The 14,209-nt window shown below is 75.3% G+C and carries 13 protein-coding genes; 8 read left to right on the forward strand and 5 right to left on the reverse strand.

Annotated elements, in window-relative coordinates; genetic code table 11:
* Positions 1–23: 23 nt before the first annotated feature.
* Together yaaA and eda are read left to right on the forward strand one after the other, a co-directional pair.
* Entirely contained in the window at positions 24–806 is a 783-nt protein-coding gene (gene yaaA, locus ABZ340_RS07735) for a peroxide stress protein YaaA (protein ID WP_358780845.1), read from the forward strand.
* 73 nt (positions 807–879) lie between these two features.
* A complete protein-coding gene (gene eda, locus ABZ340_RS07740) occupies positions 880–1,578 on the forward strand; it encodes a bifunctional 4-hydroxy-2-oxoglutarate aldolase/2-dehydro-3-deoxy-phosphogluconate aldolase (protein ID WP_358780846.1) in 699 nt (232 codons plus the stop codon).
* Here eda and ABZ340_RS07745 read toward each other — a convergent pair.
* From ABZ340_RS07745 to ABZ340_RS07755, 3 genes are read right to left on the reverse strand one after another with little or no spacing between them, the layout of a single operon-like run.
* Complete coding sequence (locus tag ABZ340_RS07745; protein WP_358780847.1) at positions 1,564–3,117, reverse strand: bifunctional RNase H/acid phosphatase; 1,554 nt, start codon at positions 3,115–3,117, stop codon at positions 1,564–1,566. The two genes, eda and ABZ340_RS07745, sit on opposite strands and share 15 nt — an antisense overlap.
* A 12-nt stretch (positions 3,118–3,129) precedes the next feature.
* On the reverse strand, positions 3,130–3,873 hold the full coding sequence (locus ABZ340_RS07750; protein WP_358780895.1) for a C4-type zinc ribbon domain-containing protein: 744 nt from the start codon (positions 3,871–3,873) through the stop codon (positions 3,130–3,132).
* A complete protein-coding gene (locus ABZ340_RS07755; protein WP_358780848.1) occupies positions 3,870–4,736 on the reverse strand; it encodes a Nif3-like dinuclear metal center hexameric protein in 867 nt (288 codons plus the stop codon). Before ABZ340_RS07755 ends, ABZ340_RS07750 begins: the two co-directional genes overlap by 4 nt.
* A 187-nt stretch (positions 4,737–4,923) precedes the next feature.
* Here ABZ340_RS07755 and ABZ340_RS07760 point away from each other — a divergent pair, with 187 nt between their 5' ends.
* Both ABZ340_RS07760 and ABZ340_RS07765 read left to right on the forward strand, forming a co-directional pair.
* A complete protein-coding gene (locus ABZ340_RS07760) occupies positions 4,924–6,249 on the forward strand; it encodes a hypothetical protein (RefSeq protein WP_358780849.1) in 1,326 nt (441 codons plus the stop codon).
* Positions 6,250–6,346: 97 nt separating this feature from the next.
* Positions 6,347–6,514, forward strand: a complete 168-nt coding sequence (locus ABZ340_RS07765; protein ID WP_358780850.1) for a hypothetical protein — start codon at positions 6,347–6,349, stop codon at positions 6,512–6,514.
* A gap of 172 nt (positions 6,515–6,686) precedes the next feature.
* Here the strand turns inward: ABZ340_RS07765 and ABZ340_RS07770 are convergent, their stop codons facing one another.
* Positions 6,687–7,595 carry a MaoC/PaaZ C-terminal domain-containing protein gene (locus ABZ340_RS07770; protein ID WP_358780851.1) on the reverse strand — a complete coding sequence of 303 codons (909 nt, stop codon included), beginning with the start codon at positions 7,593–7,595 and terminating at the stop codon, positions 6,687–6,689.
* Between the two features lie 75 nt (positions 7,596–7,670).
* Entirely contained in the window at positions 7,671–9,116 is a 1,446-nt protein-coding gene (locus tag ABZ340_RS07775) for an MFS transporter (RefSeq protein WP_358780852.1), read from the reverse strand.
* Positions 9,117–9,499: 383 nt separating this feature from the next.
* Here ABZ340_RS07775 and ABZ340_RS07780 point away from each other — a divergent pair, with 383 nt between their 5' ends.
* The 4 genes from ABZ340_RS07780 (at position 9,500) to ABZ340_RS07795 (ending at position 14,181) form a co-directional block, all read left to right on the forward strand.
* The gene (locus tag ABZ340_RS07780) at positions 9,500–11,239 is read left to right on the forward strand and encodes an MFS transporter (protein ID WP_358780853.1); all 1,740 of its coding nucleotides are present in this window, start codon (positions 9,500–9,502) and stop codon (positions 11,237–11,239) included.
* 178 nt (positions 11,240–11,417) lie between these two features.
* Positions 11,418–12,068, forward strand: a complete 651-nt coding sequence (locus ABZ340_RS07785) for a class I SAM-dependent methyltransferase (RefSeq protein ID WP_358780854.1) — start codon at positions 11,418–11,420, stop codon at positions 12,066–12,068.
* A 93-nt stretch (positions 12,069–12,161) separates the two neighbouring features.
* Positions 12,162–13,181 (forward strand): N-acetylmuramoyl-L-alanine amidase, encoded by a 1,020-nt coding sequence (locus ABZ340_RS07790; RefSeq protein WP_358780855.1) that lies wholly within the window; start codon positions 12,162–12,164, stop codon positions 13,179–13,181.
* Positions 13,182–13,365: 184 nt separating this feature from the next.
* Entirely contained in the window at positions 13,366–14,181 is an 816-nt protein-coding gene (locus tag ABZ340_RS07795; RefSeq protein ID WP_358780856.1) for a hypothetical protein, read from the forward strand.
* Positions 14,182–14,209: the final 28 nt, after the last annotated feature.

Raw genomic sequence — 14,209 nt, forward strand, 5'->3', positions numbered from 1 at the left:
GGAGCCCGATCGAAGGAGTACCTGTGCTTGTCCTGCTGCCGCCGTCCGAGGGTAAGGCGCCGTCCGGTTCCGGGGCCCCGCTGAAGCCGGAGTCGCTGTCGCTGCCGGGGCTGGCCGCGGCCCGCGCGGCGGTCCTCGACGAGCTGGTCGAGCTGTGCGCCGGCGACGAGGACAAGGCGCGCGAGGTGCTGGGGCTGAGCGAGGGGCTGCGCGGCGAGGTCGCGAAGAACGCGGAGCTGCGCACGGCGGGGGCGCGTCCCGCCGGGGAGATCTACACGGGGGTGCTGTACGACGCGCTGGACCTGGCCTCCCTCGACGCGGAGGCCCGGCAGCGGGCCGCCGGCTGCCTGCTGGTGTTCTCGGGGCTGTGGGGCGCGGTCCGGGTGACCGACGAGATCCCCTCCTACCGCTGCTCGATGGGCGTGAAGCTGCCCGGTCTCGGCGCGCTGGCCGCGCACTGGCGGGCGCCGATGGCGCAGGTGCTGCCGGAGGCGGCCGGGGACGGGCCGGTGCTGGACCTGAGGTCGTCGGCGTACGCGGCGGCGTGGAAGCCGAAGGGCGAGGTGGCCGGGCGGACGGCGACCGTACGGGTGCTGCACGCGCCGACCCGGAAGGTGGTCAGCCACTTCAACAAGGCGACCAAGGGGCGGATCGTGCGGAGCCTGCTCACGTCCGGGGCGGCGCCCGAGGGCCCGGCCGAGCTGGTGGAGGTGTTGCGGGACCTCGGCTACGAGGTGGAGGCCGAGGCGCCCGCGAAGGCGGGGAAGCCGTGGTCGCTGGACGTGCTGGTGACCGAGGTCCACTGACCGGCACCCTCATGCGTTGCACTGTGCGCAACGACCTTTGCGCAGGGTGTGGGCGGGCGGGCACGATGAGGTCATGACCTCATCAGTGCCCCACCCTTCCCCCGCCGTGTCCTCCGCCACGGACCCCGCCACGGGTTCCGGCCCGGCCGTCTCCGTCCTGGACCTCGCGCCCGTCGTGCCCGTCGTCGTCCTGGACGACGCCGCCGACGCCGTACCGCTCGCGCGGGCGCTGGTCGCCGGGGGGCTGCCCGCGATCGAGGTGACGCTGCGCACGCCGGCCGCGCTCGACGCGATCCGGGCGATCGCCGAGGGCGTCCCGGAGGCGGTGGTCGGCGCGGGCACGGTGATCACGCCGGGTCAGGCGGCGGACGCGGTGGCGGCCGGGGCGCGCTTCCTGGTCAGCCCCGGCTGGACGGACGCGCTGCTGGAGGCCATGCGGGCCTCCGGCGTGCCGTTCCTCCCGGGGGTGTCGACCACGTCGGAGGTGGTGGCGCTGCTGGAGCGCGGGGTGCGGGAGATGAAGTTCTTCCCGGCCGAGGCCGCGGGCGGCACGGCGTACCTGAAGTCGCTGGCCGGCCCGCTGCCGCAGGCCCGTTTCTGCCCGACCGGCGGGATCGGCCCCCACTCGGCGCCCGCGTACCTGGCGCTGCCCAACGTCGGCTGTGTCGGCGGGAGCTGGATGCTGCCGAAGGACGCGGTCGCCGCCCGGGACTGGGAGCGGGTGGAGGAGCTGGCGCGGGAGGCGGCGGCGCTGCGCTCAGCGCAGGTGTGAGGTGTCGTTGAACAACCGGACGCTGGCGCCGCCGTCCCGGTAGTACGCCACCGCCGACAGCGAGGCCGCCGACAGCTCCATGCGGAACAGGGCCTCGGGCGGGGCGCCCAGGGCGAGCCGTACGAACGTCTTGATCGGCGTCACGTGGGAGACCAGCAGGACGGTGCGGCCCGCGTACGCCGCGACCAGCTTGTCCCGGGTGGCGGCGATGCGGGCGCCGGTCGCCGCGAAGCTCTCGCCGCCGCCGGTCGGCTCGGCGTCCGGGGAGGCCAGCCAGGCGTTCAGGTCGTCCGGCCAGCGCTCGCGCACCTCGGCGAAGGTGAGCCCCTCCCAGGCGCCGAAGTCGGTCTCGCGCAGGCCGTCCTCGACGGTCACCTCCAGCCCGAGGCGGGCGGCGACGATCGCGGCCGTCTGCCGGGTGCGGGCCAGTGGCGAGGACACGATCGCCTGGATCGTGCCGCGCCGGGCGAGGGCTGCGGCGACCCGCTCGGCCTGCTCCCGGCCGGCGTCGGACAGGGAGGGATCGCTGCCGCCGCTGCCGGAGAACCGCTTCTGCGGGGTGAGCGGGGTCTCCCCGTGCCGCAGCAGGACGAAGGTGGCGGGGGCTCCCATGTCGGGGGGTCCCCAGCCGGGGGTGGCGACCGTCCGGGCGGCCCGTACGTCCGCCCTGGCGGCCTCGGACCGGTCGGCGGCCTCGGACCGGCCAGTGGCCTCAGTGGCATCAGTGGCCTCGGCCGGGCCGGTGACCTCGGCCGGGCCGGTGACAGCGGCGTCCGACGGCTGGGCGGGCTCTCCCGCCCGGGGCGTACGGAGGGATTGCGCGGATCGCGCGCCGGCCTCGGTCCGGGCGTCGGAAGCGGTCCGGGCGCCGGAATCGGCCCGGGAGCCGGGATCGGCTTGGAAGCCGGGATCGGCCCGGGAGCCGGGATCGGTCTGGCTCCCGGTGGAGGCAGTGGCCGGGCGGCCCTCCGCCAGGGCGGCGCGCACCCGGGCCGCGCCCGCCGTCGCGTCGCCCGGCGGGCCCGGCGGTTCGGGGGCCGCGGCGCGCGAGGCGGACGTGTCCAGCGCGGACGTGTCGGACGCGGACGTGTCGAGTGCCGCCGTCGACTCCGACGGCCGCCACCGCTCGCCGCGGCCGCCCGCGTCCATCGCCTCGTTGGCCAGCCGGTCCGCGTGCTTGTTGCTCTCGCGCGGGATCCACTCGTACGTCACCCGCCCGGGCGGGAAGATCCGCGCCGCCTCGGCCGCGAGCGGCTTCATGGCGGGGTGCTTGATCTTCCAGCGGCCCGACATCTGCTCGACGACCAGCTTGGAGTCCATCCGGACGCGGACGGTGGCCGTCGGGTCCAGTTCACGGGCGGCGTACAGGCCGGCCAGCAGGCCGCGGTACTCGGCGACGTTGTTGGTGGCGACGCCGAGGTACTCGGCCGCCTCGGCGAGGGTCTCCCCCGTCGCCGCGTCCCGCACCACCGCGCCGTACCCCGCGGGCCCCGGGTTGCCCCGCGACCCGCCGTCGGCCTCGACGACGAACTCCCGCACCGCCACCGGCTCCTACAGCCCGGAGTCGGCGGTGCGCACCAGGATGCGGCGGCAGTTCTCGCACCGCAGCACGGTGTCGGGCGCCGCCCGGCGCACCTCGTTCAGCTCGGTGATGGCCAGCTCCTGGCGGCAGCCCTGGCAGGTGCGCTGGTACAGCTTGGCCGCGCCGATGCCGCCCTGCTGCGCGCGCAGCTTGTCGTACAGCTTGAGCAGGTCGGCGGGGACCGAGCCCGCGATGACCTCGCGCTCCTTGGTCACCGAGGCCGCCTCGCCGTCGATCTCCTCGAAGGCGGCGTCCCGGCGCCCGGTCGCGTCGTCGATCTTGGCCTGGACGGCGGCGACCCGCTCGGTCAGCTCGGCGACCCGTCCCTGCGCGGACTCACGGCGCTCCATGACCTCCAGGACGACGTCCTCCAGGTCGCTCTGCCGCTTGGCGAGGGAGGCGATCTCGCGCTGGAGGTTCTCCAGGTCCTTCGGGGAGGAGACCGCGCCGGAGTCCAGGCGCTGCTGGTCGCGGGCGGCGCGCTTGCGCACCTGGTCCACGTCCTGCTCGGCCTTGGTCTGCTCGCGGGTGCAGTCGCTCTCCTCGGTCTGCGCGGCCACCAGCAGGTCGCGCAGCTGCGTGAGGTCCCGGGTCAGCGAGTCGATCTCCTCGTGCTCGGGCAGCGACTTGCGCTTGTGGGCGAGCTGCTGGAGGCGGACGTCGAGGGCCTGGACGTCGAGGAGTCGGATCTGGTCGGCGGGCGCGGCGTTCAGTTGGGGGCTCCCATGGGGCTAGTGGTCGGGGTGGACGCCGCGTGGGCGGTCCAGGGGTCGGTGACCGTCTTGGAGACGTGGACCCTCAGGTCCCATCCGTTGCGGTCGGAGATCTCGTCGAGCTGGCTCGCGGCCAGCTCGCACCAGGGCCATTCGGTGGCCCAGTGCGCCGCGTCGAGCAGCGCGAGGGGACGGGGGGCGAGGTCCGCCATGGCCTCGGAGGCCGGGTGGTGGCGCAGGTCCGCGGTGAGGAAGGCGTCGACGCCGGCCTCCCGGACGTGAGCGAAGAGGCTGTCGCCGGAGCCGCCGCTGACGGCGACGGTGCGCACGAGCGCCTCGGGGTCGCCGGCGACCCGGATGCCCTGCGCGGTGGCGGGCAGGCGCTCGGCGGCGCGGGCGGCGAGCTCGCGGACGGTCAGCGGATGGTCCAGCTCGCAGACGCGGCCCAGGCCCCGGCGGCCCTCGGGGTCGCTCGCGTCCGGCACGAGGGGCCGTACGACGCGCAGGTCCAGGGCGCCGGCCAGCGCGTCGGAGACGCCCGGGTCGGCGGTGTCGGCGTTGGTGTGGGCGACGTGCAGCGCGATGTCGTTCTTGATCAGCGTGTGCACCACGCGGCCCTTGAAGGTGGAGGCCGCGACCGTCGTCGTACCCCGCAGGTAGAGCGGGTGGTGGGTGACGAGCAGGTCGGCGCCCAGCTTCACCGCCTCGTCGGCGGTCTCCTGGACCGGGTCCACGGCGAACAGGACGCGGGTGACCTCCTGGTCCGGGTCGCCCACGACGGTGCCGACCGCGTCCCAGGACTCGGCCCGCTCGGCGGGCCACAGGTTCTCCAGCGCGGCGATGACTTCTGACAGACGGGGCACGAGAGCAAGGCTACCTGCCTGTTCTGCGCCGTTGTACCGGTACCGCCGGGCCGGTCCGGCACAGCACAGCCGCTCCGGTTCCCTCGCACGAATCGCCGCCGTGCCACCCATATGTGTGAAGCGCGCGACCGCCGCCGTCACGTCCGCACGCGCGAAAACTAGCTTCCTCACAGGAGGTGACCGTGCGATGACAGCGTGTGCCATCGAGACGTCGACGGGCTCTGAGGACGGCGGAACGCCACGGGCGGGCTGTGCCATCACCGCCGACGGTGCCTACGCCGCCCGTCTGGCCCGCAGCGGCGGCTGCTGGTACCCGGAGCGCTGGACGCTGGACGGCCCGGAGCCGTACGCCGTGCCCCTGCCCTCCCACCAGCCGGAGGAGCCCGGCACCGAGGTGCAGCCGATGAGCGACGGCCGGGTCCTCGTCCACCGGACGGCGGCCGGACGGCACGTCTTCGCGCTGCTGTACCCGGCCGGCCCCGGCACCGGTGAGCTGCCGCTCGGTGCCGTGGCGTGCGCGGAGGAGAGCGCCCGGCTGCGGCTGCTGCCGCCGGCCCCGGGCGGCACGCGGGCGTACGCCCTCGCCACCGGCCGGCACACGACGTCGGTGTGGCTGGTGGCGGGCGGCGCGGACGGGCCCGAGCGGCTCGCCGAGATCCACGGGCGCTGCTCGGGCGGCGTGTGGCTGGACCACACCGGGCGGATGCTGGCCGTGAACCGGGAGACGGGCGGGCACACCAAGGCGGTCGTCGTGGACCTGGCCCGCGGCGGCGAGGTCTCCCCGCTGCTGCAGATCGCCCCCGGCAGCGACGACCGGGTGCTGCTGGCCGACCCGGACAGCGGGCTGCTGCTGATCCGCTCGGACGCCCCCTCGCCCGGGCGGCCCCGGCTGGGCTGGGGGGTGCTGGGCAGCACCCTGCCGGTGCGCTTCCCGGAGTGCCTGCTGCTGCCGGACTGCGCGGTGACGCCGTTCGCGATCCAGCCCGGCCAGGCGCTGACGCCGGAGGGGTGCGCGGTGGCGCTGCGCATCGACGGCGCGTTCGGCAGCTGGGTCGGGGTGTGGCGGCCCGCGGAGCGGCGGGTGCACCACCTCCCGGCACCCGCGGGGTGGCTCGCGGGCGCCGGGAGGTGGACCGCGGGCGGGGCGCTGTGCCTGCCGTACGCCACGGCCGCGGTGCCGTGCGGCCTGGCCCGGCCGGCGGTGCCCGCGCCCTGGGAGGACCGGGCCGGGGACGCGGGCCGGGCCCAGGACGCGCGCCCGGGGGTTCCGGCCCGGGACGGTACGGAGCCGGCGCCGGCGCCGGCGGCCTCGCCCCCCGCGCCGGGCGGGTCCGCGGAAGCGGCGCCGGGCGGCCCCTCGGAACCGGCGTCACCGGGCGGGTACGCGGAACCGGTCCCGGGCGGGTACGCGGAACCGGTCCCGGACACGGAAGCTGATCCTCCGGTGTCCGCCGCGGCAACGCGCCCGGTGCCGTTGCAACAAGCGCCGTTGGGGCGGCTTGTAACGAAGTAATGCCGGTTGGCGCGGCCGTCTGGATTCGGCCCGAGGTGTGCCGGTTACACTCGCCCGGCCGTAGGAAAGATCATGTTGACGGGGTGAGTTCCTTCCGATGAGCAACGCCAGCACGGACCAGCCGATGACGGCCGACGGTGCCGACGTTCAGAAGATCGCCGCCGGCCGGGGCCGGCACCGTGGCCCGGTCTCCAGCCACGACCGCGAGACGGCTCCGCGAGGCCGTCACCGCAAGCCGGCCGAGGAGTCCGGCTCGGCGGCCTGAGGCACGCCGGGGACAGAGGGCAACGGCCCCGACCGTCATCGCGACGGCCGGGGCCGTTGCCGTTCGCCCGCGGGACGGGGAGCCGGCGGGCCGGGAGACCGGCGGGACGGGGAGCCGGCGGCCGGGAGTCAGCAGTACCCGACGACGACGTCAGCAGTACCCGACGACGACGTCAGCGGTACCCGACGACGGTGTCGGTGAGGACGGACGCGTCGTCCCGCTCGACAGCGGTCACCGTCATACGGATCCGCCCCTCCGGCTCCTCCAGCCCTTCCAGTTCTCCCGGTTCCTTCCGTCCCTCCGGCCCCTGCCGCCACATGCGTACCCGTAGCGTCTCCCCCGGGTACACGACCCCGGCGAAACGCGTGGTGTACGACCGGACACGGCCGACGTCCCCGTCGAGCAGCGTGTCGACGGCCGCCTTCAGCGCCATGCCGTAGGTGCACAGCCCGTGCAGGACGGGACGGCCGAACCCGGCGCGCGCGGCGAACTCCGGGTCGGCGTGCAGGGGGTTCCGGTCGCCGGTGAGGCGGTACAGGAGGGCCTGGTCCTCGCGCACGGCCCGCTCGACGGCCGCGTCGGGCGGGCCGGCGGGCGGTGCGGGGCGGCCGGACGGCCCGCGGTCACCGCCCCAGCCGCCTTCTCCCCGTACGTGGACGAGTGCCTCCTCGGTCCACAGCGGCCCGTCGGCGTCGGCGGCCTCGGTGCGCAGGACCAGCAGGGCCGCCGTGCCCTTGTCGTACACGGCGGTGACGCGGGAGACGGCGGTCGCGGTACCCCGGACCGGGATCGGGCGGTGCGGCGTCAGCGACTGCCCGGCGTGCAGGACGCGGGCCAGGTCGACGTCCACCCCCGGCACGGACAGCGCCCGGATGACGCCGGGCGGGCCGCCGCCCGCGACGGTGGCGAAGCCGGGCAGGACGTGCAGCCGGGTCTCCAGGGTGTAGCGCAGCTCCCGGGGGTCGGTCGCGGGCACCCCGGCGCCGATGCCGAGGTGGTAGAGCTGGACGTCACCGGGGCCCCAGGCGATCTCCCGGGAGACGGGGGCGGCGGCGAGCGCCGTGGCTGCGTCGACGGGCATGGGGCTCCTGGGGTCGGCGGGTTCCGGGAGGGCCAGAGTCGCCGGGAACTCTGGGGAACGCCAGGGGACCCGCCCTCACTCCGGTCGGCCGTCGCCCACGCCGCCGGTGGCGGTCCGCCTCGGCAGCCAGACCCACATCAGCAGCGCCCCGGCGACGAGCACCCCCGCCCCGGCCCGGAACGCCAGCGCGTACCCCTCCGTCAGCGCCTGCGGTGTGCCGCTCCCCGCCGACCGCGACGCCGCCACCGTCGACAGGACGGCGAGCCCGAGCGAACCGCCCATCGTGCGGGAGGTGTTGACCAGGCCCGACACCAGCCCGGCCTCCCCCGGCGCCGCCCCGGACGTGGCCAGCGCGGCCAGCGGGGTCGCGGCGAGTCCCGCGCCGAGCATCATGAGGATGCCCGGGAACATGACCGAGGTCAGGTACCCCCCGTCCGCGCGCATCGCCGACTGCCAGCCGAAGCCGGCCGCCGCGACCAGCGTGCCCAGCGCGGCCAGGTTCCGCTCCCCGGTCACCGCCATGAGGCGGGGCGCGAGCTTGGAGCCCAGGACGACCGCGAGCGAGCTCGGCACCAGCGCGAACCCGGCCTCCAGCGGGGTGTAGCCGAGCACGTTCTGCGCGTACAGCGTCATGAAGAACCACATGCAGAACATCGCCGACCCGCACAGGAACATCGCCGCGTTCGCCGAGGCCACCGCCCGCAGCCGCAGCAGCCCGAGCGGCATCAGCGGCGCCGCCGTGCGCGCCTCGACGGCGAGGAACAGCCCGACGAGGGCGAGGCCGGCCACCAGCGGCACCAGCGTGGCGGCGGCCGTCCACCCCTGCGTCTCGGTCTGCGAGATGCCGTACGCCAGCGTCGCCAGGCCCGCCGTCACCAGCAGCGCGCCCGGCAGGTCCAGGCGCCGCCCGTCACCTGCGCGGCTCTCCGGGAGCCACCGCAGGGAGCCGAGGAGCACCACCGCGCCCACGGGTACGTTGATCAGCAGCACCCAGCGCCAGGAGAGTCCGTCCACCAGCGCCCCGCCGACCAGTCCGCCGGCGGCGCCGCCGCCCGCCCCGACCGCGGTCCAGGTGGCGATGGCCCGGGCCCGGGCCGCCCCTTCCGGCACGGCCGCGGTCAGGAGCGTCAGCGTCGAGGGGGCCAGCACCGCGGCGCCCAGTCCCTGGACCGCCCGGGCCGCCAGCAGTTCCCACCCCTCCCGGGCCAGCCCGCCGCCGAGCGAGGCCAGGGTGAACAGCGCGAGCCCGGCCAGGAACATGCGCTTGCGGCCGTACAGGTCCCCGGCCCGGCCGCCGAACAGCATGAACCCGGCGAAGGCGATGGCGTAGGCGTTCACCACCCACTGCAGGCCGGGTCCGCTCAGGCCGAGGTCGGCCCGCATCGACGGCAGGGCGACGTTGACGACGGAGACGTCGAGCACGACGAGGAACTGTCCGGCGCAGGCGAGCGCCACGACCAGCCAGGTGGGGGGCGCGGTGCGGCGGGATATGCGGGTGGTGGTGCCGGCGGCTTCGAGCATGGGGGTCATGGTCTCAACCCGCTTTTGGTCCTTGCATCGGTATTTCGCCGCACCGGGGTCTCCTTCTGTGGGCGTAGGCCGGGACCCAGGCCGGGGTGCAGGCCGCGCGGAGCCCGTCCAGAGTCCTTCCGGAGCCCGTCCGGGGCCCGCCCGGCCGGAGCGGGGGCCGGGCGCCGGGCTCGGGGTGCGGGGCGCCGGGCTCGGGAGGCGGGAGAACCTGACGGCGCATCGGATTCCCATGGAAGAGTCAAGAATTCGTTAGGGTGCCAAAGCAACGGAATAGTTGCCCTGACACACGGAGTTCAGGCAGCACGTATCCCCGTCCCTCGATCATCACGATCGTCCGACTTCTGCCGACCTCTTCCGGCCCGGAGGCCATGTTCATGACGCTCACGACGACCGACCGGCCCGCCCGGCGAGCCAGCGGGGCCGTCGTCCCCGTGCTCGCCTTCGCGGGCATCGTTGTCGCGGTGATGCAGACCCTGCTCGTCCCGGTCGTCAAGGACCTGCCCCAGCTGCTGGACACCTCCCCCAGCAACGCCACCTGGGTCCTGACCTCGACCCTGCTCTCGGGTGCCGTGGCCACGCCGATCATGGGGCGTCTCGGCGACCTCTACGGCAAGCGGCGCATGCTGGTCCTGAGCCTGTCCGTGATGGTCGCCGGCGCGCTGGTCAGCGCCCTCACCAGCGAGCTGCTGACGATGATCGCCGGCCGCACGCTCCAGGGCTTCGCCATGGGCGCCATCCCGCTCGGCATCGGCCTGATGCGGGACATGCTGCCGCGCGAGCGGCTCGGCTCGGCCATGGCGCTGATGAGCTCCTCGATCGGCGTCGGCGGCGGCCTCGCGCTGCCCGCCGCGGCGCTGGTGGCGCAGAACACCGACTGGCACGCCCTCTTCTACGGCGCCGCCGGCCTCGGCGCCGTCGCCATCGCCCTCACCCTGGCCGTCGTACCGGAGTCCCCGCTGCGCGCCCAGGGCTCCTTCGACCTGCCGGGCGCGCTCGGCCTGTCCGCCGGCCTGGTGCTGGTGCTGCTGCCGGTCACCAAGGGCAGCGACTGGGGCTGGGCGTCGGGCACCACGCTCGGCCTGTTCGCCGCGGCCGTCGTGGTCCTGCTGCTGTGGGGCCTGATGGAGCTGCGCCTGGCCGCGCCCCTGGTCGACCTGCGCACCACCGCCCGCCGCGAGGTCCTGCTGACCAACCTCGCCTCGATCATGGTCGGCGTCAGCTTCTACGTCGTCTCCCTCGTCCTGCCCCAGCTCCTCCAGCTCCCCACCGCCACCGGTTACGGCCTCGGCCAGTCGATGGTCGTCGCGGGCCTGTGCGTGGCCCCGCTGGGCCTGACGATGATGTTCACGGCGCCCGTGTACGCCCGGCTGTCCGCCCGCTACGGCCCGCGCACCACGCTGATCATCGGCCTGCTGGTCATCGCCGTCGGCTACGGCGGCGGCCTCGGCCTCATGAGCGCCGCCTGGCAGACCGTGATCACCTCGGTGGTGCTCGGCGCCGGCATCGGCCTGGCCTACTCCTCCCTGCCCGCGCTGATCGTCGGCGCGGTCCCGGCCTCCGAGACGGGCGCGGCCAACGGCCTCAACACCCTCATGCGGTCCATCGGCACCTCGGTGTCGAGCGCCGTCGTCGGCATGGTCCTGGCCAACACGGCACACGACGTGGGCGGCGTCGCCGTCCCCACCATGCAGGGCTTCCGCGTCTCCTTCCTGATCGCGACCGCCGCGGTCGCCGTCGGCCTGGTCCTCGCCCTCTTCCTGCCCCGGCAGCGCCCGGCCGCCCGGCCCCAGCTGCGCGCCAGCAGCGAGGAGGACGCCAGCCTGGCCCGCGCCGAGGAAGTGCTGCGCGGCTTCCGCGGCCGAGTGCTGGACGCCACCGGCGCCCCCGTCGCCCGCGCCAAGGTCACCCTGATCGACCGCCACGGCCGCCAGGCGGGCGCCACCCTCTCCGCCGACGACGGCGGCTACGCCCTCGCCGTCCCCGCCCAGGGCCCCTACGTCCTGGCCGCCCGCGCCACGGGCCACGGCCCGCTCGCCCACGCGGCGACGCACACCGGCGGCGACCGCCCGGTCGACCTGGACCTGTCACTGCCGGGCGAGACCGTCTCCGCCTGACGCCACCGGCACCGGCGGCGCACCGCCCGCCGTGCCCCCTGCCGTCGCCCGCCGTACCCCCTGTCGTCCGCCGACGGGGGGTACGGCAGCATGGGCGCCCGGACACCCGTACGCCCCTCACGTGCATTTCTCGCATCTCCGCACACGTCATACGTCTTCTTCCGGAAAGGCAGGCCCCATGCCCGCGGCACCGACGCCCGAGATCCTGGCCGCGTTCGAGGCCGCGAAGGGGTTCCTGCCCCCGCACGAAGGGCTCGCGCTGTACGCGGCGGCCGTGGAGGCGGGCCGGCTGGGGCTGCCGCTGCTGGAGATCGGCACGTACTGCGGCCGGTCCACGATCCTGCTCGCCGACGCGGCCCGCCGGGCCGGGGTCACCGCGCTCACCGTCGACCACCACCGCGGCAGCGAGGAGCAGCAGCCCGGCTGGGACTACCACGACCCGGAGACGGTCGACCCCGAGATCGGCCTGATGGACACGCTGCCCGCCTTCCGCCGCACCCTGCACCGGGCGGGCCTGGAGGACCACGTCGTGGCCCTCGTCGGCCGCTCGCCCCAGGTGGCCGCGGTCTGGAACACCCCCGTCGGCTTCGTCTTCGTCGACGGCGGCCACACCGACGAGCACGCGAACGCCGACTACGAGGGCTGGGTCCCGCACCTGGCCAAGGGCGGGCTCCTCGCCATCCACGACGTCTTCCCGGACCCGCAGGACGAGTTCACCGGCCAGGCCCCCTACCGGATCTACCTCAGGGCCCTGGCCTCCGGCGCGTTCGCCGAGGTCTCGGCGACGGACTCGCTGCGGGTGCTGCGGCGGACGGGGCCGGGGATCTGACCACCGCCCGCTCCCCCGGCGGCCCGGCGCGCGTCACCCGTCGGGCCGTTCTGCACCCTGTGGGCGCCGGGAACGGCCGCTAGGGTGGCAGGCGTGTCGTACACCGGACCGGACTTCGACCCTCCGCGGCCTCGCCGTTCCCCGCTGCGCCGCCCGCTGACCGTGGCGCTGGCCGCGCTGGTGCCGGGAGCGCTGCTCGGGTGGGGCGTGTACGCGGCCGTCGGCGGGCCGCGGGACGAGGGCGGGGCGGACCGGGCGGCCGGCGTGCGGACGCCGCCGGTGCCGTCCTCCAGCGCGCCCGCCGCCTCCGGCGACGACGCAAAGGAGCCCGCCGGCGGGTCCGGGTCCACGGCTGCCACGCCCACGGCCCCGGCCGCCTCGACGGCCACGGCCTCGCCGGGCCGCCGCACCCCGTCACCGTCCGCGCCCGCCGCCTCCGGACCTCTCAAGGGGAAGGTCGTCGTCATCGATCCGGGGCACAACCCGGGCAACTTCCGGTACCCGAGCGAGATCAACCGCAAGGTGGACATCGGGACGAACTGGAAGGAGTGCGACACGACGGGCACGTCCACCAACGCCGGTTACGCCGAGGCCGCGTTCACGCTCGACGTGGCGCACCGGCTGCGCGATCTGCTGACGCGGCAGGGCGCCACGGTGCGGCTGACGCAGGACGGCGACCGGCCGTACGGGCCGTGCGTGGACGAGCGGGCGCGGATCGGCAACGAGGCGAAGGCGGACGCCGCCGTCTCGATCCACGCCGATGGCTCGGGGGCCGGCAACCGCGGTTTCCACGTCATCCTGCCGGGCGCGGTGCACGCGGGCGCCGCCGACACCCGCCCGATCGTCGCCCCCTCCCGCGACCTGGGCACGCGCATCGCGGGCCACTTCGTCCGCGCCACCGGCAGCGCGCCCTCCAACTACGTCGGCGGCGGCACCGGTCTCGTCACGCGCACCGACCTCGGCGGTCTCAACCTGTCGCAGGTCCCCAAGGTGTTCATCGAGTGCGGCAACATGCGCGACAGCCAGGACGCGGCGCTGCTGACCAGCGGCGCCTGGCGGCAGAAGGCGGCGCAGGGCATCTCCGAGGGAATCGTGGGTTTCCTGCGCGGATAAGGGGCGGGCAGAGGGCTCGCGTGCCGGTCCCGGCGGACAGGCGGACCGTGCGGACGATAGTGTCATCCGTACGATGAGGGGCCACCCCCGCGCTTCACACCCGGGCCTGACCGCGACACGGTGGCAGCAACGCCTCTACCGGCCCTCTACCGACGACGAGACGACGACCTACGAAGGACCTGAAGTGAATATCCGCTCCCTCACTCGAGGCGACGGCGTGGTGATCGGAGCAGCGGTGTTGCTGTTCATCGCCTCGTTCCTCGATCTCTACTCGATCGACGGTGCTCCGGACGACGTCGAATTCCCCAGCCTGTGGGGCAGCGGCCCGGTCGTCCTCGGGGTCGTCCTGGCGGGCCTCATCGGTGCCGCGCTCGTCGTGGTGGCGCGTGGTCTGTCGCAGCCCCGGAAGGTCGCAGGTCTCGACCTCGGCCAGTTCGGTGTCGCCTTCACCGTCTTCGCCGCCTGGTCCGCGCTCGGCAACGTCTTCGACCCGGCCGGCGGCGCCGACAACTTCGGCGGTGTCCCCAGTGACGGCCCCGACGCCGGCACCGGCCTGATCCTCGCGCTCGTCGCCACGCTGCTCATGGCGGTCGCCGCGATCGCCACCCCGCTGGTCCCCGCCCTCAAGGGCGCCCTCGTCCCGGCCCCGCGTCCGGCCGCGCCGCAGCCCTACGGCGCCCAGCCGCAAGGCGGTTACGGCTACCCGGGCGCGCAGCAGCAGCCGTACGGCGCTCAGCCGGGCCAGCCCGGTCAGCCGTACGGGGCCCAGCCGCAGCAGGCCCAGCAGCCGCAGCCGGCCGCCGACTTCTCGCCGTTCTGGTTCGCCGTGCCGGTGCCGCGCCCGCTGTACGCGGAGGACGGCTCCCCGACGCCGGTCGCGGAACTGGCGCCGGGCACCTGGTACCTGGCCGTCGAGCAGCGGGGTGCGGCCCTGGTCGCCCAGACGCAGGACGGCCGTCGCGGCGTCCTCCAGGACACCTCCGGCATCCAGCGCGGCTGACCGGCCGGCCCGCCGCAGTGTGCCGTGC

This window comes from Streptomyces sp. NPDC006134 (assembly GCF_040628835.1).
GTDB lineage: Bacteria > Actinomycetota > Actinomycetes > Streptomycetales > Streptomycetaceae > Streptomyces.

What these genes read in the sequence shown, in the direction of transcription:
- eda (WP_358780846.1), top strand. Translation starts at nt 880, where the DNA reads ATGACCTCATCAGTGCCCCACCCTTCCCCCGCCGTGTCCTCCGCCACG.
- ABZ340_RS07760 (WP_358780849.1), top strand. Translation starts at nt 4,924, where the DNA reads ATGACAGCGTGTGCCATCGAGACGTCGACGGGCTCTGAGGACGGCGGA.
- ABZ340_RS07765 (WP_358780850.1), top strand. Translation starts at nt 6,347, where the DNA reads ATGAGCAACGCCAGCACGGACCAGCCGATGACGGCCGACGGTGCCGAC.
- ABZ340_RS07770 (WP_358780851.1), bottom strand. Translation starts at nt 7,595, where the DNA reads ATGCCCGTCGACGCAGCCACGGCGCTCGCCGCCGCCCCCGTCTCCCGG.
- ABZ340_RS07775 (WP_358780852.1), bottom strand. Translation starts at nt 9,116, where the DNA reads ATGCTCGAAGCCGCCGGCACCACCACCCGCATATCCCGCCGCACCGCG.
- ABZ340_RS07780 (WP_358780853.1), top strand. Translation starts at nt 9,500, where the DNA reads ATGACGCTCACGACGACCGACCGGCCCGCCCGGCGAGCCAGCGGGGCC.
- ABZ340_RS07785 (WP_358780854.1), top strand. Translation starts at nt 11,418, where the DNA reads ATGCCCGCGGCACCGACGCCCGAGATCCTGGCCGCGTTCGAGGCCGCG.